We start from the raw sequence: 24,596 nt of genomic DNA, 5'->3' as shown, positions 1-24,596 counted from the left end.
CAAGCATCTTTTGCAATTTCGAGCGTCGTCGACGTTCGCTTCATGCAGAAATTTCAAGCACGCGTTCGAGCATGCGGCCTGACGATGAGCGAAAGGTGAGGCTTTTCGGGAGCATGGCGCGAATGGCCCGATGGTGAGTACGAGGGTTTTTGCCTACGCACCTCGCCCATCCTCAATGCCGGTCGAGCGCGCTGCGATCAGGGCAGCTGCCACCATCCCGGCAAGAGCCGCCGCACCTCCGAGCGCCGGTAGCGGTCATCGATCAGGTGGACGACGCCCGTGTCGTCTTCGGTGCGGATCACGCGTCCCGCTGCCTGCACCACTTTCTGCATTCCGGGGTACAGGTACACGTAATCGTAGCCGTTGCCGAACTTCGCCTCCATCGTGCGGCGCATCTGTTCGTTGACGGGATTCATCTGCGGCAGGCCAAGCGTGGCGATGAACGCGCCGATCAACTGTTCGCCGACCAGGTCGACGCCTTCGGAAAACGCCCCACCCAGCACCGCAAAGCCAATGCCGCGACGCGTCTCGCGAAAGCGCGCGAGGAACGCGTCGCGCGCGGCTTCGTCCATGCGTGGCGCCTGCGTCCAGATCGGCAGCGCGGGATGGCGTTCGCGCAGCAGCGCCGCGACGCGCTCGAGATACTCGAAGCTGCTGAGAAAGCCGAGGTAGTTGCCGGGCTGCGCGGCGTACTGCCGGGCGATCAGCTCGACGATCGGTTCGAGCGAACGTTCGCGGTCGCGCCAGCGCGTCGAGACGTGGGCCGCCACGTGCACTTTCAATTGCTGCGCGCGGAACGGTCCTTCGACGTCGAGCCAGTGCGTTGCTTCGGGCAAGCCAAGTGTGTCGCGATAGAAGTGCTGCGGGCTCAGCGTGCCGGAGAACATCACCGTCGTGTGCGCGGCCGCGTAGCGAGGCGCGAGAAACGGCGCGGGAATCACGTTGCGCACGCATAGCGTCGATGACGTTTGAGGACGCGTGCCGCGTGAGGTCTCATCGCGCGTCACGTCGAAGATCGAATGCTCGCCGAACTGCTCGGCGAGCGCGACGAAATGCATGGCGTCGAAGAACACTTGCAGCAATGCGTCGTCGATCGAGAGCGGCGCGTCGGCGAGCTGGTCCGAGATCGCGCCGATCAGGTTCTGCGCCGCCGACAGCAGCCGCGCGGGCACTTCGGCATGCACCGCGTATGCGCTCGTCTGCGCGCGGTTCAAGGCGTTCCATTCGCGATGCAGGCGCTCGAGCGGCTTCTTCAGCGTCGCGGGCGCGGTCTTGCGCGCCGCGCGAAACGCCGTCTGCTCGATGGCGGCCGTGTACATCTTGCGGGCGCGTTCGAGCAGGTTGTGCGCTTCGTCGACGAGCACCGCCACGCGCCACTGGTTCAGCCGGGCGAACGCGTAGAGCAGCGCGCTGCTGTCGAAGTAGTAGTTGTAGTCGCCGACAACGACGTCGCTCCAGCGCGCGAGTTCCTGTGCGAGGTAATACGGACACACGTCGTGCGCGAGCGCCGCCGCGCGTACGGCCTCGCGATCGAGTCTTCCCGCAGAGGTGAGCGCGGCGCTGCGCGCTGCATCGAGACGGTCGTAGAAGCCGCGCGCGAGCGGACAGGATTCGCCGTGACAGGACTTGTCGGGATGCTCGCAAGCCTTGTCGCGCGCGACGAGTTCGAGCGTGCGCAACGGCAGCGGCGCGCCGGCCCTGGCTCGCAGCGTATCAATGGCGTCGAGCGCCAGGGCGCGCCCGGGCGTCTTCGCGGTCAGGAAGAAGAGGCGTTCGATGCGATCCTCGCCGAACGCCTTCAGCGCCGGAAAAATCGTCGCGAGCGTCTTGCCGATGCCGGTGGGGGCCTGCGCCATCAAAGGCTGTCCGTCGCGCGCGGCCCGGTAGACCGCGACGGCCAGCTCGCGCTGCCCGCTGCGAAACGTGTCATGCGGGAATTTGAGCGCGGCGAGCGCCGCGTTGCGCGCCTCGCGATGCGCGGCTTCCTGCGCGGCCCAGCCGAGAAAGCGCTCGCATTGCTCGACAAAAAACGTTTCCAGCGATGCGGCGTCGTGCATCTGTGCGAGCACGGTTTCCTTCTGGCTCCCGATATCGAAGTACACGAGCGTGACGCTAAGCTGCGTGAGCGCGCGCGTTTGGCACAGCAGATGTCCGTAGACGAGCGCCTGCGCCCAGTGCAGCGCGCGATGATTGGCCGGCATGGCATCGAGATCGCCGCGATAGGTCTTCACTTCCTCGAGCCGGTTGAGCGCGGCGTCGTAGCTGTCGGCGCGGCCGCGCACGGTCAGGCCGCGATAGGCGCCGGCGAGCGGGATCTCGCTTTCGTAGCCGCTCGCGCGGCGCGCGGCCACGGTGGCGTGCCCGGCGATGCCTTCGAGCGCGGTCGGGGCCGGCGTGAAGCGCAGGTCGAGATCGCCGCGGCGCGCGGTGAATTCGCAGAGCGTCCGCACGGCGACGACGTAGGTCATGTGGCGGCCTCCACGGAGCCGGTGGCGGTATCGCCGATCCAGCGCACGTCGACGACACGCACCGGCATCCCGTGCTGCGCGCAGTACTGAAGCCAGCGGATCTGGTTGTCTTGCAGACGGTCGCCCGGGCCCTTCACTTCGATCAATTCATAGCGCCGCTCGGCGGGCCAGAAGCGGATCAGGTCGGGCAAGCCCGAACGGTTGCCGTGGATGTCCGCGAGCAGGCGTTCGAAGTACAGCGCGAGATGCGCCGCAGGCAGACAATCGAGCGCGAGCGCGATGAGTTCGGGCGTCAGCACGCCCCAGAACACGAACGGCGATTGCACGCCGGCTTTGCTCGCGAGATGCCGCAGGATCGTTTCGCGATACGTCCCGTCGCCGAGTTGCGCGAAGGCGCGGCTGAAGACGTCGGCGCGCCGCGTGCGGAAATCGGGTGCGTGCAGATCGGCGGGGCCGCGCTGGAACGGATGGAAGAACGCGCCGGGGATGGCCGCGAACACCGGCTCCCAGCACAGCAGGCCGAAGAGCGAGTTGATCAGCGCATTCTCGACGTAGTGCACCGGTGCTTGCGTGGAGCTGAGCGCGTCGCGCGCGGCGTACTCGACCGCGAGCGGCGCCGCGGGCCGCGCGAGTTCGATCGTGCTGCGCTCGACGATGCCAGCCGGCGCGGCGCGCATCGCCGGCTGGCCGGCCCGCCGTTGCAGACGCGGCAGCATCCGCGCGACGCGCTGGCTTTCCTCCTCGCTTTCCGGCGCGGCGGCCGCTTGCAGCGCGAGCGCCAGCGCATCGCCGGTACGCCCGCAGCGCTCCAGCACCCGCATGCGCCGATGACGCGCACCGGGCCACGCTGAGCGCGCGAATACGGCGAGCGCGGCTTCCCAGTCCTGCTGCCGCTCGGCGTGCTGTCCGACGCGAAACAGCAGCTTGGCGCGGCGGGTTTCGAGCCAGGCGTTGTCGATTTCGATCGCGAGGATGGCCGCGCATAGCGCCTCGGCGCTATCGCCGTCGCCTGGCGCATCGAGCGCTTCGCGGCACGCTTGCAGCGCGAGATAGGCGTCGATGTCCGCGCGCTTCTGGAACGCCCGCGAAGACGGCGAGAACGACACGCTTTCATACTTGAACACACCGAGATCGGCGAGCACGAATTCCGACCAGTCCTGATGCAGGTTGCCGAAGAACATGAGCCGCAGGCGGTCGCAAAGCGGCGCAATCGCCACATGGAACACCTGATCGGCTTGCGGCGCGCCCCAGGCGGCGTAGCTGCGCGCATCGCCATGAGACACGCGCAACGCATCGAGCAGATCCGCTTTGCGCGCCTGCTTGCCGAGCGCGGCGGCGGGGAACATCTGCAGCAACTCGGGGCGTGTCGCCAGCGCGAACAATTCGTCGAGCGTCAGCCGCGGCTCGGGATCGAGCCAGCCGAGCTCGACGAGGGGCGCGGCCGCCGCCAGCGGACACCCGATCTCCTCGTACGACAGACGGCTCGCCCGGAACAGCGTGCCTTTGCGCATCAGCATCCGCACGAGCAGCGCGCGCGAAGCTTGCGGCAAGCGGCCGAACGCCTCAAGAAAAGCGCGCTCGCCCGGGCTGAACAGGTCGTCGTAACGTTCGGTGACCCACGCGAGCGCACGCTCGAAATTCAGCAGGTAGTAGGGGACATCGGTCGGCACGGGAAGCCAGGGGACTGTATATTTGTACAGGCATGATAGCAAACCAGGCTGCGTGCGCGGCCTCTGAAGCGCCTGCGATGTTTCGGCAAAATAGCGGCTGACCGCGCGGGCGCGCCGCGCTCGCCGTCCCGTTGGGAGCCACGATGCAACACGACACCGCCTACTCCAAGACTGCGCCGACCCGCGCGGAAGTCGATGCGCTCGCCGGTGCGACCGTGCTCGAATTCGGCACCGACTGGTGCGGCTACTGCCAGCGCGCGCAGCCTGCCATCCGGCAGGCGCTCGGCGCGCACGCGCACGCGCGGCATCTGAAGATCGAGGACGGCCCCGGCCGGCCGCTCGGCCGCTCGTTCAAGGTCAAGCTGTGGCCGACACTGATCTTCTTGCGCGATGGCGCGGAAGTCGCGCGCGTGGTGCGCCCCGCGGACGCCGCCGCAATCGGCGAAGGCATCGCGGCGCTTGGTTGACAACGGAGGACTGATGGAACGACCTGACTTCATATGGCACTGGACCGAGCTCGAGGGCGAGGACAACAAGCACTACCCGGGCGACACCGAGCTGCAGGGCATCGGCGCGCCGCTGGCCGCGAAGCTCGGCCTTACGCGCATCGGCATTCATCACGTCCGGCTGCTGCCGGGCCGCCGCACGTCGTATCCGCATGCGGAGAGCGCGGAAGAAGAGTTCGTGTTCGTGATCGAAGGCACGCCCGATGCGTGGATCGACGGGCATCTGCATCGCCTTGCGCCCGGCGATTCAGTCGGGTTTCCGGCGGGCACGGGAATTTGCCACACCTTCCTCAACAACACGGATCAAGAGGTCCGGCTGCTGGTGATCGGCGAGAAGCCGAAGGACGAAAACCGGATCCGCTATCCGATGAATGAAGCGTACGAGGCAACGCGCGCGGATCGCTGGGCCGATTGGCCGGCGCGTCCGCTGGGGCCGCACGACGGCAAGCCGTCGCGCAAGAAATCGTGAGAAGGGAGCATAAAACAGCGCCGGGCGTTCGATTGAACGCCCGGCGCTGGTGCTTCACGGTGTTGCCAAGCGCGCTGGCAGCGCGCGCCTGTTGAGGCGATTAGTGGCCGCCAAAGTAGATCGAGTCCCGGCTGTTGTCGGTGGCTTGGGCACGGAAACCGGATTGCGACGACGCGCCCTTCACGCCGCCGTAAGCGGCGTCAGTGCCGCTGTTGCGTTGTTCAACGGCGAGGGTTTGTGCGCTTTGGCCGCGTTGGGCAGCCGGGGCGCCGTCTTGCGGCTTGTAGAACGGAGCCGGGCCATAGCCGCTTGCAAAAGCGGGAGCGGCGATCGAGGCGGAAACAGCGACGAGCAGGGCGGCGAGCAGCTTGGTCTTCATGGTGAGACTCCAATGATCTGTATGACTTCGGTTTCGGAAGGCGCCGCGGTCCGGTCTGATGAGTGGGTGTCCGCAACGTCGATGGAAGGCAGTGTATACCCCTACTATCGATTTATTGTATTGAATAGCCTGAAATGACTTTTTTGCAGATTTGAATAATCCTGAACGCCTTGCTGGACGGGGCTTCCAGCCACCCGGTGGGGTTCGGCGACGTCGATTTTTCCCAATTGGAGCCTAGGATCGACATGATCTGGCCCCAGGCGGGATGGAGGTGTCTATGTCCGTCGGCAGACCCGTTGTTCGCGTTCTCGCCTTGTGCTGCTGGCTGGCGAGCGCGTTGTCCGGCACGGCCTGGACGCAGGGCGCGGACGCCGTTCCGAGCTATCACCACGGCGACGACAGGAGCGGCCAGTACGTCGTGCCCGGCTTGACGTGGCAGAGCGCGCCTGCGCAGGGACGCGGGATTCGACGGCCGGGTAGACGGCCACATATACGCCCAGCCCCTCTATTGGCGTCCGTCAGGCGCTTTTGGAGCGACTAACGGTCTCGTGATCGTCGCCACGGAAGCCGACGTCGTCTATGCGCTCGATGCCGCGACCGGACGCGTCGTCTGGCGCACCGTGCTCGGCACGCCCGCGCCGCGCGCCGCGCTGCCGTGCGGGAATATCGATCCGCTCGGCATCACCGGGACGCCGGTGATCGATCCGGCGGCCGGCACGCTGTATCTCGACGCGATGGTGGTTCGTCAGAACGAGCCGGCGCATCTCGTCTTTGGACTGTCGTTGCGCGATGGGGCGGTGCTGCCGGGCTGGCCGGTCGACGTTGCAGCCGGACTGCGGGCGCGCGGCATGCCGTTCGCGGCGAGCGTGCAGAACCAGCGCGGCGCGTTGCTGCTCGCTGCGGGACGGCTGTTCGTGCCGTACGGCGGCCACTGGGGCGATTGCGGCGATTACCACGGCTGGGTCGTGAGCCTGCGGCTCGACCAGCCGGGCGTGTCCGGCGCCTGGCGCACGCGGGCGAGCAAAGGGGGGATCTGGGCGCCGGGCGGAATCGCCGCCGCCGACGGCGCCCTGTTCGTCTCGACCGGCAACACCGAGGGCGCGTCGAGCTGGGGCGACGGCGAAGCCGTCATCCGCCTGGCTCCCGATCTGCACCGGTCTTCAAGCGCGCGTGACGCGTTTGCGCCGAGCGACTGGCTCGATCTCGACGAGCGGGATCTCGACCTCGGCGGCGCGAACCCGATGCCGGTCGAGCTGCACGGCCGACGCCTGGCCGTCGCGCTGGGCAAGGACGGCAAGGCGTATCTGCTCGACCGCGACAACCTCGGCGGCATCGGCGGCGCGCTCGATGCCGCCCAGGCCGCGCGGCGGCCGATCCGCACCGGGCCGGCTTCCTTCGCCACGCCGGACGGCGTTTTCATCGTGTTCCAGGGCGACGGTGCGGCGTGTCCGGGCGGCGCACGGACAGCCGGGCTGATCGCGCTCAAGGTCGGCTCCGCGGCTCGCGGGGGCGTCGGCACTGCGTGGTGCGCGGCGGTGGACGGCGCCGGCAGCCCGATCACGACGACGAGCGACGGCAGCGCCGACCGCATCGTGTGGATCGCCGGCGCCGAGGGCGACGACCGGCTGCATGGGTTTCGCGCGGACAACGGCGCGCCGCTTTACGCGGGCGGCGGCGCGGATGAGCGAATGGCGGGGCTGCGGCACTTCGTGACGATTCTGGCCGCCGATCGAAGGCTCTATGTGGCGGGAGACAACAGGATTTACGCGTTCGGCGTCGGGCCTTGACGCCGATAGGTGAGCGTTTTCGGGAGTGCCCGCCGCGGTTCGACGCTTTTCTAGCAGATAGGCGCGGCTGTCGAGCATGCGAAGCGCGGTCAACGTGAGCAATTGCCACCGTATTGATCCACTTTCGATGTGCGCGCAACAAATTCGCCGGCGTTTGCGCCACTCGGTTCAGCGAACCTCGATTCCTGCTCCTGAAAAAGCTCACCATCGAGCTGGCGGGACCGCATCATGTTTACCGGAGCGAGGCGCATTGCTCGTCGAAGCCGGCGTTGCGCGCGCATGCTGCGCGCACAAAGATCCCTTCTCGTTCAACGACTTCGCTCGCCTATCAGCCAATTGTCCACAGAGCTATGAACAAAATCTGTGGACAACCGCTTCGCCAGGCGAGCCGCCGAGCAATGCCTACGGCAGCGAAATCGTCAAATTGGCCTGCTCCGCGCCGGCCTTGATGAGCTGCGAATACGGCGCCAGCGTGCGCGCCGTGCTGTCGCGCAGATACGCGTTCAGCCCGAGATACGCCCCCAGCGCCATGAGCGCGAACACCGCGCCGATCGCCCACAGCGGCACCTCGTGCTTGAGACGGTGCGCGACCTGGTCCGGCAGCGGCCAATGCGGCGCGAACGGTGCGCGCTTGCCCTTCAAGTGCGCGATTTCATCGCCGATCCGCGCCGTCAGATAGGCAAGCTTCTCCGGCCCTTCGAGCAGGTACTTGCCCTGGAACCCGAGCAGCAGGCACATATGGAACACCTCGAGCGATTGCAGGCGAGCCGCGCCCTGCGCGCGGCATTCCTCGAGATGCTGAAAGAACTTCTCGCCCGCCAGCTGCTCGCCGAACAGCGTGAGCTGCAGCGGACGGCGCTCCCAGTCCGCGCGAATCCGGAACCCCGACGCCAGCACCGATTCGTCGACCGCCGCGCAGAACGCGAACTTCGCCGCGTACATGTCTTCGGCCGACGCGTTGAGCTTCTTCGCGCCGCGCTCGAAGTCGGCGAGAAACGACTGGATGCGCGCGCCGAAATCGCCGGCGTGGTCAGGCTCGTGACCGTTCTTCAGCAGGAACAGCATGAAGAATCCGTCGTAGAGCAGATCGAGCAGCGAGCGCGCCTGATAGTTCGGCTCGGCGGCGGGCGCGGGCGGCGCGGACGGCATGTTGCCGCCAAAGAGGGAAGGCGCGTAGCTCATGATGTGACGGCGATCAGTTCGAGTTTGAGGTCGTTGATCCCAGACGGCGCGTAGATCATTGCCGACTGGGCTTGCAGCATGCGGTCGTAGAGCGCGCTGCGCGATTCCAGCGAGAAGTAGCAGGCGCCGGGCCGCACGGGAATCGCAGGCGGCACCTGCGGCGTATAGACGAGGCGCACGCCGGGCATCGCGGAGAGCACGAGCTTGTCGACGTCGTCGGGGGCACCGACCTTGAAGCGCGCGGGCACGGCATCGATCAGCTCGACAGTCGGCATGTCGGCCGAGACGGCAATGAAGAACGTGGTCTTGTCGTCGATCTTGCCGGAGTCGAGGCGGCCGAGGTGGAACGACGGACGCACTTCGTCGAGCGCGATCGCGAAGTAGCGTGTCGAGATCACGGTCTCGAGCAGGTCGCGCACGATCGTGTCGAGCCGCGCGAAGCCGGGGCCCGGATCGTCGTGGCGATAGGCGGGCAGATCGGCGAGCGCGTAGCCCTTCGAGAACGTCATCATCTGCCCGGCGAGGCGCAGCAATTCCTGGAACAGCCGCTCGGGATGCAGCGCCGCATGCTGGTGCAGGTGCGCGAGCGTCGCGAAGGCGGCGCTCGCCGTGTGCAGCAGCCAGAACGAGGCGATGTCGCCCGAGCGGAACTCGATGATGTTCTTGGTCGGCTCGCGGTGAAAACCGTAGAGCGCGCTGACCTTCGCCTGCAGCGCATCGATCAGCTGGCGCAGGCGCTGATGCAGGATCGGCGACGCTTCGATCGCGAGGCAGGGCGGCACGAAACTGTCGTCGATCTCGAAGCCGGAGGTTGCGGTGCGGCGCACGCGCACGAGCGGCACGGAGAGCAGCTGGTCGCGCGGCTCGATATGCGCGATCAGCTTCACGCTCGTCTTGAGGAACGTGATGTCGGCTTCGGCGGCATCGGTGAAGTGGTCGGCCACCGGCGCCGGCTCGCTCACGTAGCGCGCGATGAAGCCCGCGTCGCGATCGTCCGAATAGTTCGCGCCGGTCTCGCGCAGCGGATGCAGCGCGAGATAGAACGTGAATTCACTGATGCCCTCGGGGAGGGTATCGAGCGCGATCGGCGGCGGCAGGTTGTCCGCTTGCGGCGCGGCGTAGAGCGCGCCGTCGGGAAACACGAGCGAGAGCTCGCTCAGGCGCAGCACGTTGCTGCCGAGCGCATCGCGATCGAAGCGCACCGAGCGCACGCCCCAGTTATAAGGCTGGATCGCCTGTATCGATTCGAACAGCCGCGCCTCGTGATAGGCGTCCTGCCGCTGGAAATGCTGCGGCCTGAGAAAGAGCCCTTCTCCCCACAGCACCTTGGCCGAATAACTCATGATGCCTCCCGTCCTCCAAGGGGACTTCCTTCGGGCGCCGGTTCCGCCCCAAGGGAGGCATCCACCCCCTCGGGGGGCAGTGAACGTACGTGAGCGTGGGGGTGGTTCATTAGAAACCCGTTAAAAGCGTTCAGTGGCTGCGCTTGCGGCGATATGGCCGCTTGTTGTCATGGCTGCAATGCGACGGATCGGCAAATCGTTTTCAGTGCCCTCGCAATCCGGTGTTTAACCGCAACTGACCGACGACAGCATATTCAGCGGCTGCATCGGCATGCTCGGATCGGGCGGGATCACCGTGCCGTTGGTAACGGTCATTGCGCAGTTATGCAGGCCAATCATTATGCCGGATTTCTCCGACTTGGCCGGATCGAATGCGAATTTCCAGCGCTGCAAGGCCGGATCGCGGAATAGGGCGACTACGCCGAACGCCTGCGCTTCACGCGAGACTTTTTCGGTCACGTTGTAACGCTGGCCCGGTATCAAAGTGACTTCGCGCACGCTCAGCAAATCCGCGCCTAATGTAGTTTTTTCCTTATTCGGATCGGTAAAAGTGTCGAATGGCGCTTGCTGGAATGAAGTCGGGTCTTTCAGCGCATATAGCCGGACCACGAGCGCCAGCGGCTTTTGGTCGGTGGCCGCGTTCAGGTTGGGCGCGGCCGCGAGCGTGAGCCCGATATTGCGCGGCGGCTTTTGCGCGTCGGGCACGTCGGGCTTGCCGATGCCCGCGGCCTGCAAGGCCGTCGAGGCCGCCGTGCCGAGCAGGCCCACGCCGGCGGCGCAGCCCGCGAGGAGCGCGCATATCGAGAGCGATGCGGCGTAGCGAGTGAATTGCTGCTTCATTTAATTCGGCCGGCATTGCGCCGCCGCCCCCTTAAAGCCATCGACAAAATCACAGAAAAATCCACAGATTCGGGCATCCGGCGCACCGGCCGCGCGTTGCCTCTATTCGAGCCGCAGGCCCGGAAAATTTTTCCGGGCATTCGCTGGATTTAACATTTATTCCGGCAATAATTTCTGCGCTGATTCGCCGAATTGCAAAGAACATTCAAATCGCAATCCGCTTTTCACGTCAAAGTTGAATTATCAAAAATTGGCCTGTACTATACCCGCGCATTCGCCGCAAAGCAAAACTGCGGTTTCTCCAGTTTCTCCGTGAATTGTTGAATAAACCGCACGCCGGTAATAGAACGATGAAACAGCGACTTTTCTCCAGAATCTCGGGCGTGGTGCTCGCATGCGGCGTGATCGCCGGCTGCGCCACGCAAAACTCGAATCCCGCGGCTACGCCGGAAGTCTTCAATAAGGCGCTTGCCGATGCGGACGCCGTCGCCAAGTCGGGCGACCAGGATCGCGCGCTGGGTCTTTACCAGCAGCTCACCAAGGCCGACCCGACGCGCGAAGAGCCGTGGTCGCGCATTGCGCAGATCCAGTTCGCGCAGACGCACTACGGCCAGGCGATCGTCGCGGCGCAAGAGGCGCTGCAGCGCGACCAGACCGACCGTCAGGCGAAGAGCGTGCTGGCCGTCAGCGGCCTGCGCGTGGCGACCGAGTCGCTCGGCCAGTTGCGCCAGGACGCGGCGCTGCAGGGCGACGCGAAGTCCGATGCGCAGGTGCTCGCGAAGCAGCTGCGCGACACGCTGGGCGAAGCCACGCTGTTCCCGGACGAAGCCGCCGACGAGAAAAAGAAGCCGGTTGTGCGCAAGAAGTGGGTGCGCAAGCCGGCAGCCGTGGCCAAGGCAGGCAGCGACGCCGCAGCGCCGCAGAAGCCCGAGCAAGCCGCGGCAGCGCCCGCACCGCAACCCGCCGCGCCGCAGGCCAAGGCCGCGCAAAGCGGCGGGGCATCCGATCCGTTCAGCGCGCTTCGCTGATCCAAACGCTTACTAAATCCGAGGGCCGTCGATGGCTAAGAAAGAAAGCATCCAAAAGCGTTTGCAGAAAGTGCGCCCGCCCCGCGTGCAGTTGACGTACGAGGTCGAGCGCGGCGACGCGATCGAGGTGAAGGAGCTGCCGTTCGTCGTCGGCGTGATGGCCGACCTCGCGGGGCAATCGGAAGTGGAGCAGCCGAAGCTGCGCGAGCGCAAGTTCGTCAACATCGATCGCGACAACTTCGACGACGTGATGCGCGGCATCGAGCCGCGCGCCACGTTCCAGGTGAAGAACCGCTTGAGCGAGGCGGGCGGCAAGTTCGGCGTGGACCTGAAGTTCCGCTCGATGGCCGACTTCAATCCCGACGAGGTGGTCGCGCAGATCGAGCCGCTGCAGCGCCTGCTCGACGCGCGCTCGAAGCTCGCGGACTTGCGCAACAAGCTCGCCGGCAACGACAAGCTCGAGGACCTGCTCTCCGAAGTGCTCGCCAACACCCAGCAATTGCAGACGCTCGCGAAGAGCGCCGGCGTGGGCGGCGAGGCGCCGGATCAGGACAAGCAGGGCGAATAAGAAAGCAACGGGGGGTGTGAGATGAACCAGCAAACGGCCGCAGCGCCACTCGCGCAAGTCTCGACGGAAGCGGGGCCATCGCTGCTCGACGAAATCGTCGAGAAGAGCAAGGTCGCGAAGTCCGAATCGGAGCATGCGCGCGCGAAGGATTTGATCGGCGAGCTCGTGAACCAGGTGCTCGAAGGCACGGTGATCGTATCCGACAACCTGTCGGCGACGATCGACGCGCGCGTCGCCGAGCTCGACCGCCTGATCTCGGCGCAATTGAGCGAAGTGATGCATGCGCCGGAATTCCAGCGCATGGAAGGCACCTGGCGCGGCCTGAACTACCTCGTGATGGAGAGCAACACCGGCTCGACCATCAAGATCAAGGCGCTGCATGCGCCCAAGCGCGACATCGTGCGCGACTTCAAGACCGCGAGCGAGTTCGACCAGAGCGCGCTGTTCAAGAAGGTCTATGAAGAAGAGTTCGGCACCTTCGGCGGAGCGCCGTTCGGCGCGCTGATCGGCGATTTCGAAGTGACGCGCCAGCCGGAAGACATGTACTTCATCGAGCAGATGTCGCACGTCGCGGCAGCGGCGCATGCGCCGTTCATCGCTTCGGCCGCGCCCGAGCTGCTCGGCATCGAATCGTTCGCCGATCTCGGCAAGCCGCGCGATCTCGGCAAGGTGTTCGACACGGTCGAATACGCGAAGTGGAAGTCGTTCCGCGACGCGGAGGATTCACGCTACGTCGGCCTCACCTTGCCGCGTTTTCTCGGACGCCTGCCGTTCAATCCGAAGGACGGCGCGACCGCGGAGAACTTCAATTTCCTCGAGGACGTCGACGGCACCGACCACGCCAAGTACCTCTGGTGCAACGCCGCGTGGGCGTTCGGCGCGCGCCTCACGGCCGCGTTCGATGACTTCGGCTGGTGCGCGGCGATTCGCGGCGTGGAAGGCGGCGGCCTGGTCGAAGACCTGCCGACGCACACCTTCAAGACCGACGACGGCGAGATCGCGCTCAAGTGCCCGACCGAGATCGCGATCACCGACCGCCGCGAGAAGGAGCTCTCCGATCTCGGCTTCATCCCGCTCGTGCATTGCAAGAACTCCGACTACGCCGCGTTCTTCGCCGCGCAGTCGGTGCAAAAGCCGAAGAAGTACAGCACGGATAGCGCCAACGCGAACGCCGTCCTGTCGGCGCAGCTGCAATACATTTTCTCGGTGTCGCGCGTGGCGCACTACCTGAAGGCGATGATGCGCGACAAGATCGGCAGTTTCGCCTCGGCGCAAAACGTCGAAGTGTTCCTGAACCGCTGGATCTCGCAGTACGTCCTGCTCGACGACAACGCGTCGCAGGAGCAGAAGGCGCAGTTTCCGCTGCGCGAGGCGTCGATCCAGGTGGCCGAGATTCCGGGCAAGCCCGGCTCGTACCGCTCGGTTGCATTCCTGCGTCCGCATTTCCAGCTGGACGAGCTGTCGATCTCGCTGCGGCTGGTCGCCGACCTGCCGAAGCCGGCGGGCGCTTGATATCGCTCGAAGAGGCCCCGCCCTGGGGCCAGGTTGAAGGCAGAGAAGTAAAACGAAGGTCAGTGCATCCGGGCGGGCCGCCCGGATCGCGTGTCAAACCGCAATGCTCGGGAGCAACGGAGTTATGAAGGACATCTATCTAAAGTTTGGCAGCCCCGCCATCAAGGGTGAATCCGCCGACAAGGATCATCAGGGTTGGATCGAAGTCGATTCGTGGAACCACTCGATCACGCAGCCGCGCTCGGCGACCGCGTCGACGGCCGGCGGCCACACGTCGGAGCGCTGCGAGCACGGCGACATGGAGTTCACGAAGGATATCGACGTCGTGAGTCCGCTGCTGTATCAGCACGCGTCGGGCGGCACCACGTTCGACGAGGTCTCGATCGAATTCATGCGCTCGGACGGTGAAGGCAACCGGGTCAAGTACCTGGAAGTGAAGCTCAAGTACGTGATCATCTCGAGCATTGCGCCGAGCGTCGGGACGACGACCAGCACGACGGACGGCACCGCCACCAAGAGCCTGCCGAGCGAGAGCTTCTCGCTGAAGTACGCCGCCGTGCAGTGGAAGTACACGCAGCAGAAGGTCGGCGGCGGTCAGGGCGGCAATGCGCAGGGCGCATGGAGTCTGACCAAGAACGACAAGACCTACGCGGTCTGATGACGTGACGTAGAAGCGGGAAGCGGGTCGCCTTCGCGGGCGGCCGCTTTCCGTTTGTCGTCTGGTTGTTTCGCATGGCCTGTTGCCGTCGCTGATGAAACGCTTCGAACCGAGCTTTCTCGACAAGCTGTTCGATGACGAACCGCATATGCCTGCTTCGGCGGCGATGCGGCAATTGTCGCTGGACGAGCTGAAAAACACCGTCGCGCGCGATGTCGAGGCGATCCTGAACACGCGCATTGCGGTCACCGAGAGCCAGCTCGCGACGCTGCCGGAGTGTCAGCGCTCGGTGCTGACCTACGGCCTGAACGATTTCGCGGGCCTGAGCCTTGCGAGCCACTACGACCGCGCGTTCATCTGCAAGTCGATCCAGCAGGCGATCGCGCGCCACGAGCCGCGCCTGCAGCGCGTATCGGTGGAGCTGGAGCTGAAAGAGCAATCGACCAATGCGCTCTACTTCGCGATCTCCGCGCTGCTCGTCGTGCATCCGGCCGAAGAGCCGGTCAGTTTTGACGCGATGCTGCAACCGTCGACGTTGCAATATTCGGTGACGCGCTCGCGCGCCAAGCTCTGACGGCGTCCGGCGACGCCGCGCGTGCGAAGCGCCGCGGTCATTGCCGCATCCGCGGCGGCCCAGGCAGTAACCAAGCAGTTTCGGGGATCGATTGATGGAAGAATTGCTGCCTTATTACGAGCGCGAGCTGGCCTTCTTGCGGCGCGGCTCGCGCGATTTCGCCGATCGTTACCCGAAGATCGCCGCGCGCCTCGCGATTTCCGGCGAGCACTGCGAGGATCCGCACGTCGAGCGGATGATCGAATCGTTCGCGCTGCTCGGCGCGCGCATCAACAAGAAGCTCGACGACGATTACCCCGAATTCACCGAAGCGCTGCTGGAAGTGCTTTATCCGCACTACCTGCGGCCGTTTCCGTCGTGCTCGATCGCGCAGTTCGGCGCGGCCGACGCGCACCAGCTTACCGAGCCGGCGACGATCGAGCGCGGCACGGAATTGCGCAGCCGCCCGCTGCGCGGCGTGCAGTGCCGCTTCCGCACCGCCTACGACGTGACGCTCGTGCCCGTGCGCATCGCCGAGGCGCGCTGCGTGCCGATCTCGATGGCGCCGAGCGCGGCGCTGCTGCCGAACAATGCGACGGCGATCGTTTCGATCACGTTCGAATCGACGGCCTCCCAGCTCGACATGGGCGCTCTGAAGGTGAGTACGCTGCGCGCGCATCTGCACGGCGAGCAATCGTTCATCGCGGCGCTGGCCGACAGCCTGTTCGTCAACGCGATGGCGACCTACGTCGAAGCGGACCGCAGCGGCCAATGGAAGCCGCTGCGCACGTCGCCGCTCGCGCAGGCGGGCTTCGACGAGGCCGACGCGCTGATCGACTATCCGGCGAAGTCGCACCCCGCGTATCGCCTGCTGACCGAATACTTCGCGTTCCCCGAGAAATTCAATTTCGTCGACTTCGACCTCGCGGCGATGACGCGCGCGAGCGGCCGCTGCCGCCGCCTGACGCTGCACGTCGTGTTGAAGGACGTGCGCAGCGATTCGCACGTCGCGCGCCTGCTCGAATCGTTGTCCGCGCAACATTTCCGGCTGTTCTGCACACCCGTTGTCAACCTGTTCAAGCTGCACGGCGAGCCGATCCGCGTGAACCATCAGGCCGTGTCGTATCCGGTCGTCGCCGATGCGCGCCGCGCGTTCGCCTACGAGGTCTACTCGATCGATTCGGTCAAGCTCGTCAAGCAGCGCGCGCATGAAGAGACGGTGACGGAGTTCCGCCCGTTCTACTCGCTCCATCACGGCGAGAGCGCGCGCGCCGGCCACTACTGGTTCGCGCGCCGCAACGACTGGGTCGCGCAGCACAGCCCCGGCTACGAGACCGAAATCTCGATCGTCGATATCGAGTTCGAGCCGGCCGCGCCGCAGACCGATACGCTCTCGCTCGATCTCACCTGCACGAACCGGGACTTGCCCGAGGCGATGGCGGTGGGGCTCGAAGGCGGCGATGTGTTTTTCGAAGGCGGGTCGCTGGCGGGCAGCATTTCGCTGTTGCGCCGCCCGACGCCGACCGTGCGCTTCGAGCGCGGCCGCTCCGCGCATTGGCGGCTCGTCTCGCATCTGGCGCTCAACCACGTGTCGCTCGCGAGCAGCGGGCTTGCCGCGCTCAAGGAAATGCTCGTGCTCTACGATTTGCGGCGCACGGCGGTGTCCGCGCGCCATATCGACGGGCTCGTCGGCATCGAGCAGCGCGCCGCGGTGCAGTGGCTGCCCGGCAAGCCGTTCGCGACCTTCGTGCGCGGCATCGAGATCCTGCTCACGATCGACGAGGAGCATTTCGTCGGCACGAGCCTCGCGTCGTTCGTGCGCGTGATCGACACTTTCTTCGGGCTGTACGTGCATTTGAACAGCTTTGTGCAACTGGTCGTCGTGTCGAAGCGCACCGGCGAGGAGATCATGCGATGCAAGCCGCGCAGCGGAGAATCGATCCTGGCGTAGTCGAACGCCTGCTCGACGAGCCGCATCGCTTCGAATTCTTCCAGGCGGTGCGGATGCTCGAGCGGTGGTTCGCGCAGCAGACGCCCGAGAACGCAAACGCACGGCCCGGCGACGTGCTCGCGCGCCATATCGCGTTTCGCAATACGCTTTCGCTCTCGTTTCCGGCGAGCGAGATTCAAGGCGCCATGTCCTACGACGAGGCGGGCGACGCCGTTGCCGATAGCGCGAAGCGCGCGCAGGCGATCGCAGAGGAAACGCTCGCGCGCGTGGAGCTCACGCCGGCGTTCTTCGGCCTGCTCGGCGGGCAGGGCGCGCTGCCGCACCACTACACGGAGCAGATGCTCGCGCGCGAAATGAAGCGTGATCACGCGGCGCGCGAGTTCTTCGACATCTTCTCGAACCGAGCCACCGCGCTTTTCTACGCGGCGTGGAAGAAATACCGGCTGCCGTTCCACTACGAGCTCGACAAGGACGAGCGCTATCTGCCACTGTTGCTCGCGCTCGCGGGCGTGTCCGATGCGCCGTCGCGCTCGAGTGTTCAGCGCGGCCGGGGCGCGCTCGCCGACGAGGCCATCGCGGGCTATGCGATGGCGGCGCGGCATCGGCCAATGTCGGCGGCTTACCTGCAATGCACGCTGTCCGAGTACTTCAACGTGCCGGTGCGCGTCGAGCAATTCGTCGGCAAGTGGTACGACGTGCCGCCCGACCAGCTCACGCTGCTCGGCAGCTTCAACGCCACGCTCGGCGCCACGGCGCTTGCGGGCGCGCGCGTCTGGCAGCGCGACATGCGCGCGCGCCTCGTCATCGGGCCGCTCAAGATGGCAGACTACGAGGCGTTCCTGCCCGGTGCGGAGCGCGCCGTCGCGCTCGAGCGGATGTTGACGCTGCTCGCGGGCGTGACGCTCGAATACGAAGTGAAGCTCGTCCTGTGCCGCACGGAAGTCGGCCCGATCCAGTTGGGCCGCGGCTCGCGCCTCGGCTGGGATGCTTTCCTCTGCACGCGCGACGCCGAGCGCGACCGCGCGGATGCCCGCTACGAGCTCCACGTCATCCACTGACTGCAACGACACGAGAACCGGACTGCACGATATGAGCACGCCCCTCAAGACCCTCATCGCGAAGCTCGACACCACCAGCCGGGACGCCGCGTCGCGTGCCGCGAACCTGTGCCTCGCGCGCGGCCACTATGAGGTCGACCTGGAGCACCTGTTCCTCGCGCTGCTCGATGAAACCGCGAGCGACTTCGCCGTCGCGCTGCGCGCGAACCGCGTCAGCGCCAATGCGATGCGCGCCGATCTCGAACGCGAGCTCGAGCGCCTGAAGACGGGCAATACGCGCACACCGGTGTTCTCGCCGCATCTGATCGCGCTGTTCGAGCAGGCGTGGCTGATTGCGTCGCTCGATTCGCAGATCGGCAGCATCCGCTCCGGCCACTTGCTGCTCGCGCTCTTGAGCGCGCCCGATCTCGCGCAGTTCGCACAGCGCATGTCGCGGCTATTCGCGGAGATTTCCGTGCCGGACTTGAAGCACAAGTTCGACGAAGTGACGGAAGGGTCGTGCGAAAGCGAGCGTGCGCGCGCAGCGGCGGCAGCGGGCGATCAGGCTGCGAACGGCGAAGGCAGCGGCCCGGCTGACGCACCCGCCGGCCCCTCGAAGACTCCCGCGCTCGACACCTACACGACCGACCTCACGCAGCGCGCGCGCGATGGCGCGATCGATCCGGTGATCGGCCGCGAAGCCGAGATCCGCCAGACGATCGATATCCTCATGCGCCGCCGCCAGAACAACCCGATCCTCACGGGCGAGGCGGGCGTCGGCAAGACGGCGGTGGTCGAAGGGCTCGCGCTGCGCATCGCCGCGGGCGACGTGCCGGAGCCGTTGCGCGGCGTCGCGCTGCACGTGCTCGACATGGGTCTGCTGCAAGCGGGCGCGAGCGTGAAGGGCGAGTTCGAGAACCGCCTGAAGAACGTGATCGACGAAGTGAAGAAGAGCGTCCACCCGATCATTCTCTTCATCGACGAGGCGCACACGATCATCGGCGCGGGCGGCCAGGCGGGCCAGAACGATGCGGCGAACCTGTTGAAGCCCGCGCTCGCGCGCGGCGAGCTGCGGACCATCGCAGCGACGACGTGGAGCGAGTACAAGAAGTACTTCGAGAAGGACGCGGCGCTCGCGCGGCGCTTCCAGGTCGTCAAGATCGAAGAGCCGAACGAGACGCTGGCGGCGGCGATGCTGCGCGGCGTGGCCGCGAAGATGGAGGCGCATTTCAACGTGCGGATTCTCGACGAGGCGATCGTCGAGGCCGTGCGCCTGTCGCATCGCTACATCACGGGGCGCCAGTTGCCGGACAAGGCGATCGGCGTGCTCGACACCGCCTGCGCGAAGGTCGCGCTCGCCCACAGCTCGACGCCGGCCGCGATCGACGATACGAGGAAGCGCATCGAACGCATCGATGCCGAGACCGCTTTGCTCGAACGCGAGGAGTCGGCAGGGGCGTCGCATGGGGAGCGTCTTGCGCAATTGCGTGCGCTGCGCGAGGAGGATCTCGCCGTGCTCGCGCGCGACGAAGCGCGTTATGAGGAAGAGCGCGCGATCGTGAAGCAGATCGAGGCGCTGCGTGAAGAGATCGACGCGGCGCGCGAGGCCGCATCGTCGGCCGATGCGCAGGCCGATGCCGCCGCGAAGCTCGCGGCCGCCCGCGAAGCGCTTGCCGCGCAGACCCCGAAGCTGCAGGCGCTGCAAAGCATGCAGCCGATGGTGCCGCTGCAAGTCGACGCGCACGTGATCGCCGAAATCGTCGCCGCGTGGACCGGCATTCCGCTCGGCCGCATGGTCAAGGACGAGATCCAGACCGTGCTGAACCTGCAGCCGTTGCTCGCCGCGCGCGTGATCGGCCAGGACCACGCGCTCGAAGCGATCGCGCAGCGCGTGCGCACCGCGAGCGCGAGCCTCGAAGACCCGAACAAGCCGCGCGGCGTGTTCATGTTCGTCGGGCCGTCGGGCGTCGGCAAGACCGAGACCGCGCTCGCGCTCGCCGACATCCTCTACGGCGGCGAGCGCAAGCTCGTCACGATCAACATGAGCGAGTACCAGGAGGCGCACAGTGTGTCCGGCCTGAAGGGCTCGCCGCCAGGCTACGTCGGCTACGGCGAGGGCGGCGTGCTGACCGAGGCCGTGCGGCGCAATCCATACTCGGTCGTGCTGCTCGACGAAGTCGAGAAGGCACACCCCGACGTGCTCGAAATGTTCTTCCAGGTCTTCGACAAGGGCGCGATGGACGACGCCGAAGGCCGCGAGATCGACTTCCGCAATACGCTGATCATCCTGACGTCGAACGTCGGCTCGCCGGCGGTGATGCAGGCGTGCCTGAGCAAGAGCGCGGAGGAGCTGCCCGATGCCGACGCGCTCGCGCAAACGTTGCGTCCGCATCTTTACAAGGCGTTCAAGCCGGCGTTCCTCGGCCGCATGAAGGTGGTTCCGTACTATCCGATTCCCGATGACGTGCTGGCGGAAATCATCGAGTTGAAGCTCGAGCGCATCAAGAACCGGATCGCCGCGAATCACAAGGCGGCGTTCGAATGGGACGAGGCGTTCGTCGATGCCGTGCTCGCGCGCTGCACCGAAGTCGATTCCGGCGCGCGCAATGTCGACCATATCCTGAACGGCACGCTGCTGCCGGAAATTGCGGAGCAGGTGCTGGAGCGGATCGCGGAAGGCGAGGCGATCGAGCGGATCGCCGTGCACGCGAATGAAAGCGGCGAATTCGAATATACGGTGGCTTGATATGTCTCTCGATCTCAACGCACTGCTTGCTCCTGTTTCGGACGCATCGCCTTGCGGCGAGGACCTGCTGTTCTCGTCCGACTTCGACGCCATCCAGCACGCGCGCCGCTTCGACGACCCGTCGCTCGACCAGGGCGAATGGGTCACGGAAATCAAGGAGGCGAACTGGAAGTTCGTCGTCGAGCACAGCGGCGCGCTGCTGAAGACGCAAACGAAGGACCTGCGGCTCGCCGCGTGGCTCACGGAAGCCTTGGCGATCGAAGAGGGCTTGCCGGGGCTCACGCAGGGCTATTCGCTGCTCGGCGGCTTGATCGAGCGCTATTGGGATCAGTTGCATCCGCTGCCCGAGGGCGATGACGCCGAGTACCGGCTCGGCAACGTGTCGTGGCTTGCGGGCCGCACGGCGCAGTTGCTGCGCGACGTGCCGCTTGCGCAGGCGCCGGGCGGCGAGCCGTTCACGGCGCTCGATTGGGACGTGGCGACGCATGTCGCGCAGGCGGTGAAGCGCGACCCCGATCACGCGGACGATATCGCGCGCGGCAAGCCGTCGATCGAGCAGATCGAGGCAGCGAAGCGCTCGACGCCGGTGGCCTTCTATCGCGCGCTGCTGGGCGATTTGACGCGCTTCGAAGTGGCGATGCTCACGCTCGAAAAGGAGCTCGACAAGCGGGCGGGGGATGCGGCGCCGAGTTTTCGGCAGGTGAAGGATGCTTATGAGGCGGTTTATCGGCTTGCTGAGCGGTTTGCGCGTGAGCTTGGGGTGAGCGCGGTCGAGCCAACGCCGCCCGCGCCTGTCGAGCAGACGCCGCACGGTGAAGCGGGCGACCGCGCCGAGCCGACCTTCAAAACGCAAACGCAGCTGCTACGCGAGGAACCCATGCTGATGACGACGCCGCAATCGCAAGCCGGCCTTCAGAACCGTGCGCAGGCGGTCGCGCAACTGCGCGCGGTGGCGAAGTTCTTTCGCGCGGCGGAGCCGCACAGCCCGGTGGCGTATCTCGCCGATAAGGCTGCGGAATGGGCGGATATGCCGCTGCATCAGTGGCTTGCGGCGGTGGTGAAGGATGATGGGTCGCTCGCGCATATTCGCGAGTTGCTGGGGGTGAAGCCCGATGCGGAGAGGTGATAAAAAAGACTCGCGCCGCTGCAACGACCGCTTCCAAGGTGCAACCGCTGCTCACCCCAGCCAAATTGGCAGGTGAATCCTTGGCACTTTCCTGAATTCGACTATGGACGTAAGCGCGTGACGTGATCGCTCTTCAATCGGTCGCACCAGCGTTACGCGTGACGCGGTGATTCGACGGGCGGTGTGCCCTCATGAAATAGAGCCTTCAACTGTGAGCGCAGCTCCGGCGAATCGGCATGCTTGTGAATCGCGACCGCGTGTTGTACGGCCGCCTCCAGCAACTCGCTTTCGGAATCCGCGGATAGCGCGACAGAGCAATTCATTTCGCTCGGAAACTCCCGGCAATCGATGTATTTGCGCGCCATGATGTTCTCCTCATACGAAAGTGGCCACGGGTCTTGCATGAATGCCCGCGCGAGGTGCCGCGCGAAGCACGTAGGGCACGATTGCGCCTCCTTGTCGCACACGAAATCGTTCTGAAAGTATAGGCCGCAGGTCGTTAATTTGAATTCGGATGGTTAAGCCGCGGAGCCCGGTTGCCTATCCCGCCGGATGAGACAAGTTTTGTAATATTCACTAAGCCACTCTCAGGCGCTGTGCCGTACGATGTTCCGGATTGCCCGCCCATTTACGCGCACCAAAATGCGCGTCTTGTTCCATGTCCGATCATCCCATTCAGGTGTTGCTCGTTGATGACGACGCTGATCTGCGCGACCTGCTGCGTACGTTTTTCCAACAGCGTGGAATCGAGTTCTCGGTCCTCCATGATGCAACCAACCTCGAGTGCAGGCTGGAGCGGGAGCGTCCGTCGATCGTCGTGCTCGATCTGATGATGCCTGGAGTAGACGGACTGACCGCGCTCAAGCAGTTGCGCGCAAGGGGCGACGCGATTCCGGTCATCATGCTGACTGCGCGTGCTGAAGGCGTTGACCGCGTGGTGGGGCTTGAACTGGGTGCGGACGATTATCTCGGCAAGCCGTTTCTGCCACAGGAATTGCTCGCTCGCATCCACGCGGTGCTTCGCAGGCACGGGCAAGTGTCTGTGCCTCGCTCGGCTGAAAAACATCCGCCGTGCCGGTTTGGTCGTTTCGAGCTCGATTTCGCGACCCGCACGCTTCTACGCGACGGCAAGCCAGTCAAGCTCACCGAGGGCGAATATGCGCTGCTCGAGGCGTTCGCGCTGCATCCGATGGAGACGCTTTCGCGTTCGCGTCTACTCGATCTCATTCATGGCCCGGGCGCGGAAGTGACGGAGCGCGGTATCGACGTGCCGGTATGGAGGCTGCGGCGGCTGATCGAGGACGATCCGTCGAATCCACGTCGTTTGCAGACGAGGCGCGGTATTGGCTATATGTTCGTTCCGGACGGGTCGGGCGATGAAGAATCCGCTTGATACGCTGTTCGGGCGCTTCATGCTGATGACGGTGGGGTTGCTTCTGCTCGTCCAGCTCACGTTGCTGATGATGGTCGACCGCGACCGTGCAGGGCTCGACGCGCTGCACATTTCGCGGGCGGTGATGGCAGCGCAGAAGGTCCGCGACCGCACCCCAGACCTGGCATCGGACGTTGCCGGGACCTTGGGAATCTCCTTTGTCGATGCGCACGGGATGGCTGCGGCGGGTTGCCCGTCATCGTGTGCGGACACGGGTGGCCCCATCGAGAACGGTCTCAGGGAGCTGCTGCCCGCGGGAAGTCATGTCGCCATCGCGGAGAGCGGGACAATCTGGGTTCGCGTTCCGGGTTCGGCGTACGGGATCGTGATCCCATACGCAGTGGTGCCGCTGGGTCGTTTGATCATTGCCTCCGCGCTGATGCTCACGTTTGCCGTGGTGATTGCCATCGTTTTCGCGTGGCGGATGCAACGGCCGATCAGGGAAATGGCAAAAGCAGCGCAGGAGTACCGCATCGATCGTATATTCCAGCAGGTGCAGATGAGCGGACCGCGGGAACTTCGCGGGCTCATCGGCGATTTCAACGACATGGTGAGCGAATTGGCGGAGGCCGACCGTGAGCGCGCAGTCATGCTTGCGAGCATCGCGCACGACCTGCGCACGCCGGTTACCCGGATGCTGGTGCGCGCTGACCTGCTTGCCGACCAGAAGGATCGCGCGGGTTTCTTGCGCGATACGGAGTCGATGTCGCGCATCATCACGCAGTTCCTGGATTTCGCGCACGAAAGGGGCGATACGTCCGCTGACGTCAGCGTCGATGCACACTGCCGCCGGAACTATACGGACACATTCAGCAGCGGGGAAGACGAAGCGGATGCCCTCGTAAAACTCGATTTGCGGGCGGGGCCTGGCTTCATGCTTCCTGCGGTCGATATCGACCGCATCATGACGAATCTCGTCGAAAATGCCATGACCTATGGCCAGCCGCCTATCGAGGTGTCGACATCTCTGCACAAGGGCCACTATTTCCTCGTTGTTCGCGATCACGGCCCGGGTGTCCCCGAAGCTGAGCTCGACCGTGTACTTCGGCCGTTCGTGCGGCTCGACACGGCACGTGGCGGAAACGCCCATTGCGGACTCGGACTGGCGATTGTGCGGCGGCTCGTCCGCCATCATGGCGGGACGCTGGTCATTTCGAATGCGCCCGATGGCGGCTTCGTTACAACGATGAAGTTTGCCGGACGTCGCCATACCTGATCCCGCGACGAAGTGCTTTGTTGCCTCCTGCAATTTTTCCTAAGCATCTGTAAGACGAATCTGGATAGCCTTGCAGGCTGTACAAATCCTGATTGAGTTCGAGCATTGCATGCTTAAGGGCTCAA

21 protein-coding genes are annotated in these 24,596 nt (G+C 65.3%); 14 read left to right on the top strand and 7 right to left on the bottom strand.

The window, feature by feature from the left end:
- Positions 1-197 precede the first annotated feature (197 nt).
- Both FAZ69_RS14450 and FAZ69_RS14445 read right to left on the bottom strand, forming a co-directional pair.
- Complete coding sequence (locus FAZ69_RS14450; RefSeq protein WP_136895611.1) at positions 198-2,468, bottom strand: ATP-dependent DNA helicase; 2,271 nt, start codon at positions 2,466-2,468, stop codon at positions 198-200.
- Positions 2,465-4,138, bottom strand: coding sequence for a VRR-NUC domain-containing protein (locus FAZ69_RS14445; RefSeq protein ID WP_136895609.1), 1,674 nt, complete (start codon positions 4,136-4,138; stop codon positions 2,465-2,467). The genes FAZ69_RS14450 and FAZ69_RS14445 overlap by 4 nt, the downstream gene beginning before the upstream one ends.
- 143 nt (positions 4,139-4,281) lie before the next feature.
- Here FAZ69_RS14445 and FAZ69_RS14440 point away from each other — a divergent pair, with 143 nt between their 5' ends.
- Together FAZ69_RS14440 and FAZ69_RS14435 are read left to right on the top strand one after the other, a co-directional pair.
- Positions 4,282-4,605 (top strand): thioredoxin family protein, encoded by a 324-nt coding sequence (locus FAZ69_RS14440; protein WP_136895607.1) that lies wholly within the window; start codon positions 4,282-4,284, stop codon positions 4,603-4,605.
- Between the two features lie 13 nt (positions 4,606-4,618).
- The gene (locus FAZ69_RS14435) at positions 4,619-5,113 is read left to right on the top strand and encodes a cupin domain-containing protein (protein ID WP_136895606.1); all 495 of its coding nucleotides are present in this window, start codon (positions 4,619-4,621) and stop codon (positions 5,111-5,113) included.
- Positions 5,114-5,213: 100 nt separating this feature from the next.
- Here the strand turns inward: FAZ69_RS14435 and FAZ69_RS14430 are convergent, their stop codons facing one another.
- Positions 5,214-5,492 (bottom strand): hypothetical protein, encoded by a 279-nt coding sequence (locus tag FAZ69_RS14430; protein ID WP_136895604.1) that lies wholly within the window; start codon positions 5,490-5,492, stop codon positions 5,214-5,216.
- Between the two features lie 548 nt (positions 5,493-6,040).
- On the opposite strand from FAZ69_RS14430, the gene FAZ69_RS14425 reads away from it, so the two are divergent.
- Positions 6,041-7,279, top strand: a complete 1,239-nt coding sequence (locus FAZ69_RS14425; RefSeq protein ID WP_169708648.1) for a PQQ-binding-like beta-propeller repeat protein — start codon at positions 6,041-6,043, stop codon at positions 7,277-7,279.
- A 402-nt stretch (positions 7,280-7,681) separates the two neighbouring features.
- Here FAZ69_RS14425 and FAZ69_RS14420 read toward each other — a convergent pair whose 3' ends face one another.
- From FAZ69_RS14420 to tssJ, 3 genes are all read right to left on the bottom strand, one after another.
- Positions 7,682-8,461, bottom strand: a complete 780-nt coding sequence (locus FAZ69_RS14420) for a DotU family type IV/VI secretion system protein (RefSeq protein WP_136895600.1) — start codon at positions 8,459-8,461, stop codon at positions 7,682-7,684.
- Positions 8,458-9,804: a type VI secretion system baseplate subunit TssK gene (gene tssK, locus FAZ69_RS14415; protein WP_136895598.1), complete on the bottom strand. Its 1,347-nt coding sequence runs from the start codon at positions 9,802-9,804 to the stop codon at positions 8,458-8,460. Before tssK ends, FAZ69_RS14420 begins: the two co-directional genes overlap by 4 nt.
- Positions 9,805-10,029: 225 nt before the next feature.
- The gene (tssJ, locus tag FAZ69_RS14410; RefSeq protein ID WP_136895596.1) at positions 10,030-10,644 is read right to left on the bottom strand and encodes a type VI secretion system lipoprotein TssJ; all 615 of its coding nucleotides are present in this window, start codon (positions 10,642-10,644) and stop codon (positions 10,030-10,032) included.
- 350 nt (positions 10,645-10,994) lie between these two features.
- Between tssJ and FAZ69_RS14405 the strand changes: the two genes are divergently transcribed.
- The 9 genes from FAZ69_RS14405 (at position 10,995) to tssA (ending at position 21,823) form a co-directional block, all read left to right on the top strand.
- Positions 10,995-11,672 carry a tetratricopeptide repeat protein gene (locus tag FAZ69_RS14405; RefSeq protein ID WP_136895594.1) on the top strand — a complete coding sequence of 226 codons (678 nt, stop codon included), beginning with the start codon at positions 10,995-10,997 and terminating at the stop codon, positions 11,670-11,672.
- Between the two features lie 31 nt (positions 11,673-11,703).
- On the top strand, positions 11,704-12,240 hold the full coding sequence (tssB, locus tag FAZ69_RS14400; RefSeq protein ID WP_136895592.1) for a type VI secretion system contractile sheath small subunit: 537 nt from the start codon (positions 11,704-11,706) through the stop codon (positions 12,238-12,240).
- A gap of 21 nt (positions 12,241-12,261) precedes the next feature.
- A complete protein-coding gene (gene tssC, locus FAZ69_RS14395; protein WP_136895590.1) occupies positions 12,262-13,752 on the top strand; it encodes a type VI secretion system contractile sheath large subunit in 1,491 nt (496 codons plus the stop codon).
- 124 nt (positions 13,753-13,876) lie between these two features.
- Positions 13,877-14,410: an Hcp family type VI secretion system effector gene (locus FAZ69_RS14390; protein ID WP_136895588.1), complete on the top strand. Its 534-nt coding sequence runs from the start codon at positions 13,877-13,879 to the stop codon at positions 14,408-14,410.
- A 94-nt stretch (positions 14,411-14,504) separates the two neighbouring features.
- A complete protein-coding gene (gene tssE, locus FAZ69_RS14385; protein WP_136895586.1) occupies positions 14,505-14,984 on the top strand; it encodes a type VI secretion system baseplate subunit TssE in 480 nt (159 codons plus the stop codon).
- A gap of 94 nt (positions 14,985-15,078) precedes the next feature.
- The gene (gene tssF, locus FAZ69_RS14380) at positions 15,079-16,914 is read left to right on the top strand and encodes a type VI secretion system baseplate subunit TssF (protein WP_136895584.1); all 1,836 of its coding nucleotides are present in this window, start codon (positions 15,079-15,081) and stop codon (positions 16,912-16,914) included.
- Positions 16,878-17,972, top strand: coding sequence for a type VI secretion system baseplate subunit TssG (tssG, locus tag FAZ69_RS14375; RefSeq protein ID WP_136895582.1), 1,095 nt, complete (start codon positions 16,878-16,880; stop codon positions 17,970-17,972). The genes tssF and tssG overlap by 37 nt, the downstream gene beginning before the upstream one ends.
- A 31-nt stretch (positions 17,973-18,003) precedes the next feature.
- On the top strand, positions 18,004-20,697 hold the full coding sequence (gene tssH, locus FAZ69_RS14370; RefSeq protein WP_136895580.1) for a type VI secretion system ATPase TssH: 2,694 nt from the start codon (positions 18,004-18,006) through the stop codon (positions 20,695-20,697).
- Position 20,698: 1 nt separating this feature from the next.
- Positions 20,699-21,823: a type VI secretion system protein TssA gene (tssA, locus tag FAZ69_RS14365; protein WP_136895578.1), complete on the top strand. Its 1,125-nt coding sequence runs from the start codon at positions 20,699-20,701 to the stop codon at positions 21,821-21,823.
- 152 nt (positions 21,824-21,975) lie between these two features.
- Here the strand turns inward: tssA and FAZ69_RS14360 are convergent, their stop codons facing one another.
- Entirely contained in the window at positions 21,976-22,188 is a 213-nt protein-coding gene (locus tag FAZ69_RS14360) for a DUF1059 domain-containing protein (RefSeq protein ID WP_136895576.1), read from the bottom strand.
- Positions 22,189-22,481: 293 nt separating this feature from the next.
- On the opposite strand from FAZ69_RS14360, the gene FAZ69_RS14355 reads away from it, so the two are divergent.
- Both FAZ69_RS14355 and FAZ69_RS14350 read left to right on the top strand, forming a co-directional pair.
- Positions 22,482-23,216 (top strand): response regulator, encoded by a 735-nt coding sequence (locus tag FAZ69_RS14355; protein ID WP_136895574.1) that lies wholly within the window; start codon positions 22,482-22,484, stop codon positions 23,214-23,216.
- Positions 23,200-24,471 (top strand): ATP-binding protein, encoded by a 1,272-nt coding sequence (locus tag FAZ69_RS14350; protein ID WP_136895572.1) that lies wholly within the window; start codon positions 23,200-23,202, stop codon positions 24,469-24,471. Before FAZ69_RS14355 ends, FAZ69_RS14350 begins: the two co-directional genes overlap by 17 nt.
- Positions 24,472-24,596 lie beyond the last annotated feature (125 nt).

This window comes from Trinickia terrae, from assembly GCF_005144415.1.
In the GTDB taxonomy this organism is placed as follows: domain Bacteria; phylum Pseudomonadota; class Gammaproteobacteria; order Burkholderiales; family Burkholderiaceae; genus Trinickia_A; species Trinickia_A terrae.
This window is presented reverse-complemented; position numbering and strand designations above follow the sequence as displayed.

What these genes read in the sequence shown, in the direction of transcription:
- FAZ69_RS14450 (WP_136895611.1), bottom strand. Translation starts at nt 2,468, where the DNA reads ATGACCTACGTCGTCGCCGTGCGGACGCTCTGCGAATTCACCGCGCGC.
- FAZ69_RS14440 (WP_136895607.1), top strand. Translation starts at nt 4,282, where the DNA reads ATGCAACACGACACCGCCTACTCCAAGACTGCGCCGACCCGCGCGGAA.
- FAZ69_RS14435 (WP_136895606.1), top strand. Translation starts at nt 4,619, where the DNA reads ATGGAACGACCTGACTTCATATGGCACTGGACCGAGCTCGAGGGCGAG.
- FAZ69_RS14430 (WP_136895604.1), bottom strand. Translation starts at nt 5,492, where the DNA reads ATGAAGACCAAGCTGCTCGCCGCCCTGCTCGTCGCTGTTTCCGCCTCG.
- FAZ69_RS14420 (WP_136895600.1), bottom strand. Translation starts at nt 8,461, where the DNA reads ATGAGCTACGCGCCTTCCCTCTTTGGCGGCAACATGCCGTCCGCGCCG.
- tssK (WP_136895598.1), bottom strand. Translation starts at nt 9,804, where the DNA reads ATGAGTTATTCGGCCAAGGTGCTGTGGGGAGAAGGGCTCTTTCTCAGG.
- tssJ (WP_136895596.1), bottom strand. Translation starts at nt 10,644, where the DNA reads ATGAAGCAGCAATTCACTCGCTACGCCGCATCGCTCTCGATATGCGCG.
- FAZ69_RS14405 (WP_136895594.1), top strand. Translation starts at nt 10,995, where the DNA reads ATGAAACAGCGACTTTTCTCCAGAATCTCGGGCGTGGTGCTCGCATGC.
- tssB (WP_136895592.1), top strand. Translation starts at nt 11,704, where the DNA reads ATGGCTAAGAAAGAAAGCATCCAAAAGCGTTTGCAGAAAGTGCGCCCG.
- tssC (WP_136895590.1), top strand. Translation starts at nt 12,262, where the DNA reads ATGAACCAGCAAACGGCCGCAGCGCCACTCGCGCAAGTCTCGACGGAA.
- FAZ69_RS14390 (WP_136895588.1), top strand. Translation starts at nt 13,877, where the DNA reads ATGAAGGACATCTATCTAAAGTTTGGCAGCCCCGCCATCAAGGGTGAA.
- tssE (WP_136895586.1), top strand. Translation starts at nt 14,505, where the DNA reads ATGAAACGCTTCGAACCGAGCTTTCTCGACAAGCTGTTCGATGACGAA.
- tssF (WP_136895584.1), top strand. Translation starts at nt 15,079, where the DNA reads ATGGAAGAATTGCTGCCTTATTACGAGCGCGAGCTGGCCTTCTTGCGG.
- tssG (WP_136895582.1), top strand. Translation starts at nt 16,878, where the DNA reads ATGCAAGCCGCGCAGCGGAGAATCGATCCTGGCGTAGTCGAACGCCTG.
- tssH (WP_136895580.1), top strand. Translation starts at nt 18,004, where the DNA reads ATGAGCACGCCCCTCAAGACCCTCATCGCGAAGCTCGACACCACCAGC.
- tssA (WP_136895578.1), top strand. Translation starts at nt 20,699, where the DNA reads ATGTCTCTCGATCTCAACGCACTGCTTGCTCCTGTTTCGGACGCATCG.
- FAZ69_RS14360 (WP_136895576.1), bottom strand. Translation starts at nt 22,188, where the DNA reads ATGGCGCGCAAATACATCGATTGCCGGGAGTTTCCGAGCGAAATGAAT.
- FAZ69_RS14355 (WP_136895574.1), top strand. Translation starts at nt 22,482, where the DNA reads ATGTCCGATCATCCCATTCAGGTGTTGCTCGTTGATGACGACGCTGAT.
- FAZ69_RS14350 (WP_136895572.1), top strand. Translation starts at nt 23,200, where the DNA reads ATGAAGAATCCGCTTGATACGCTGTTCGGGCGCTTCATGCTGATGACG.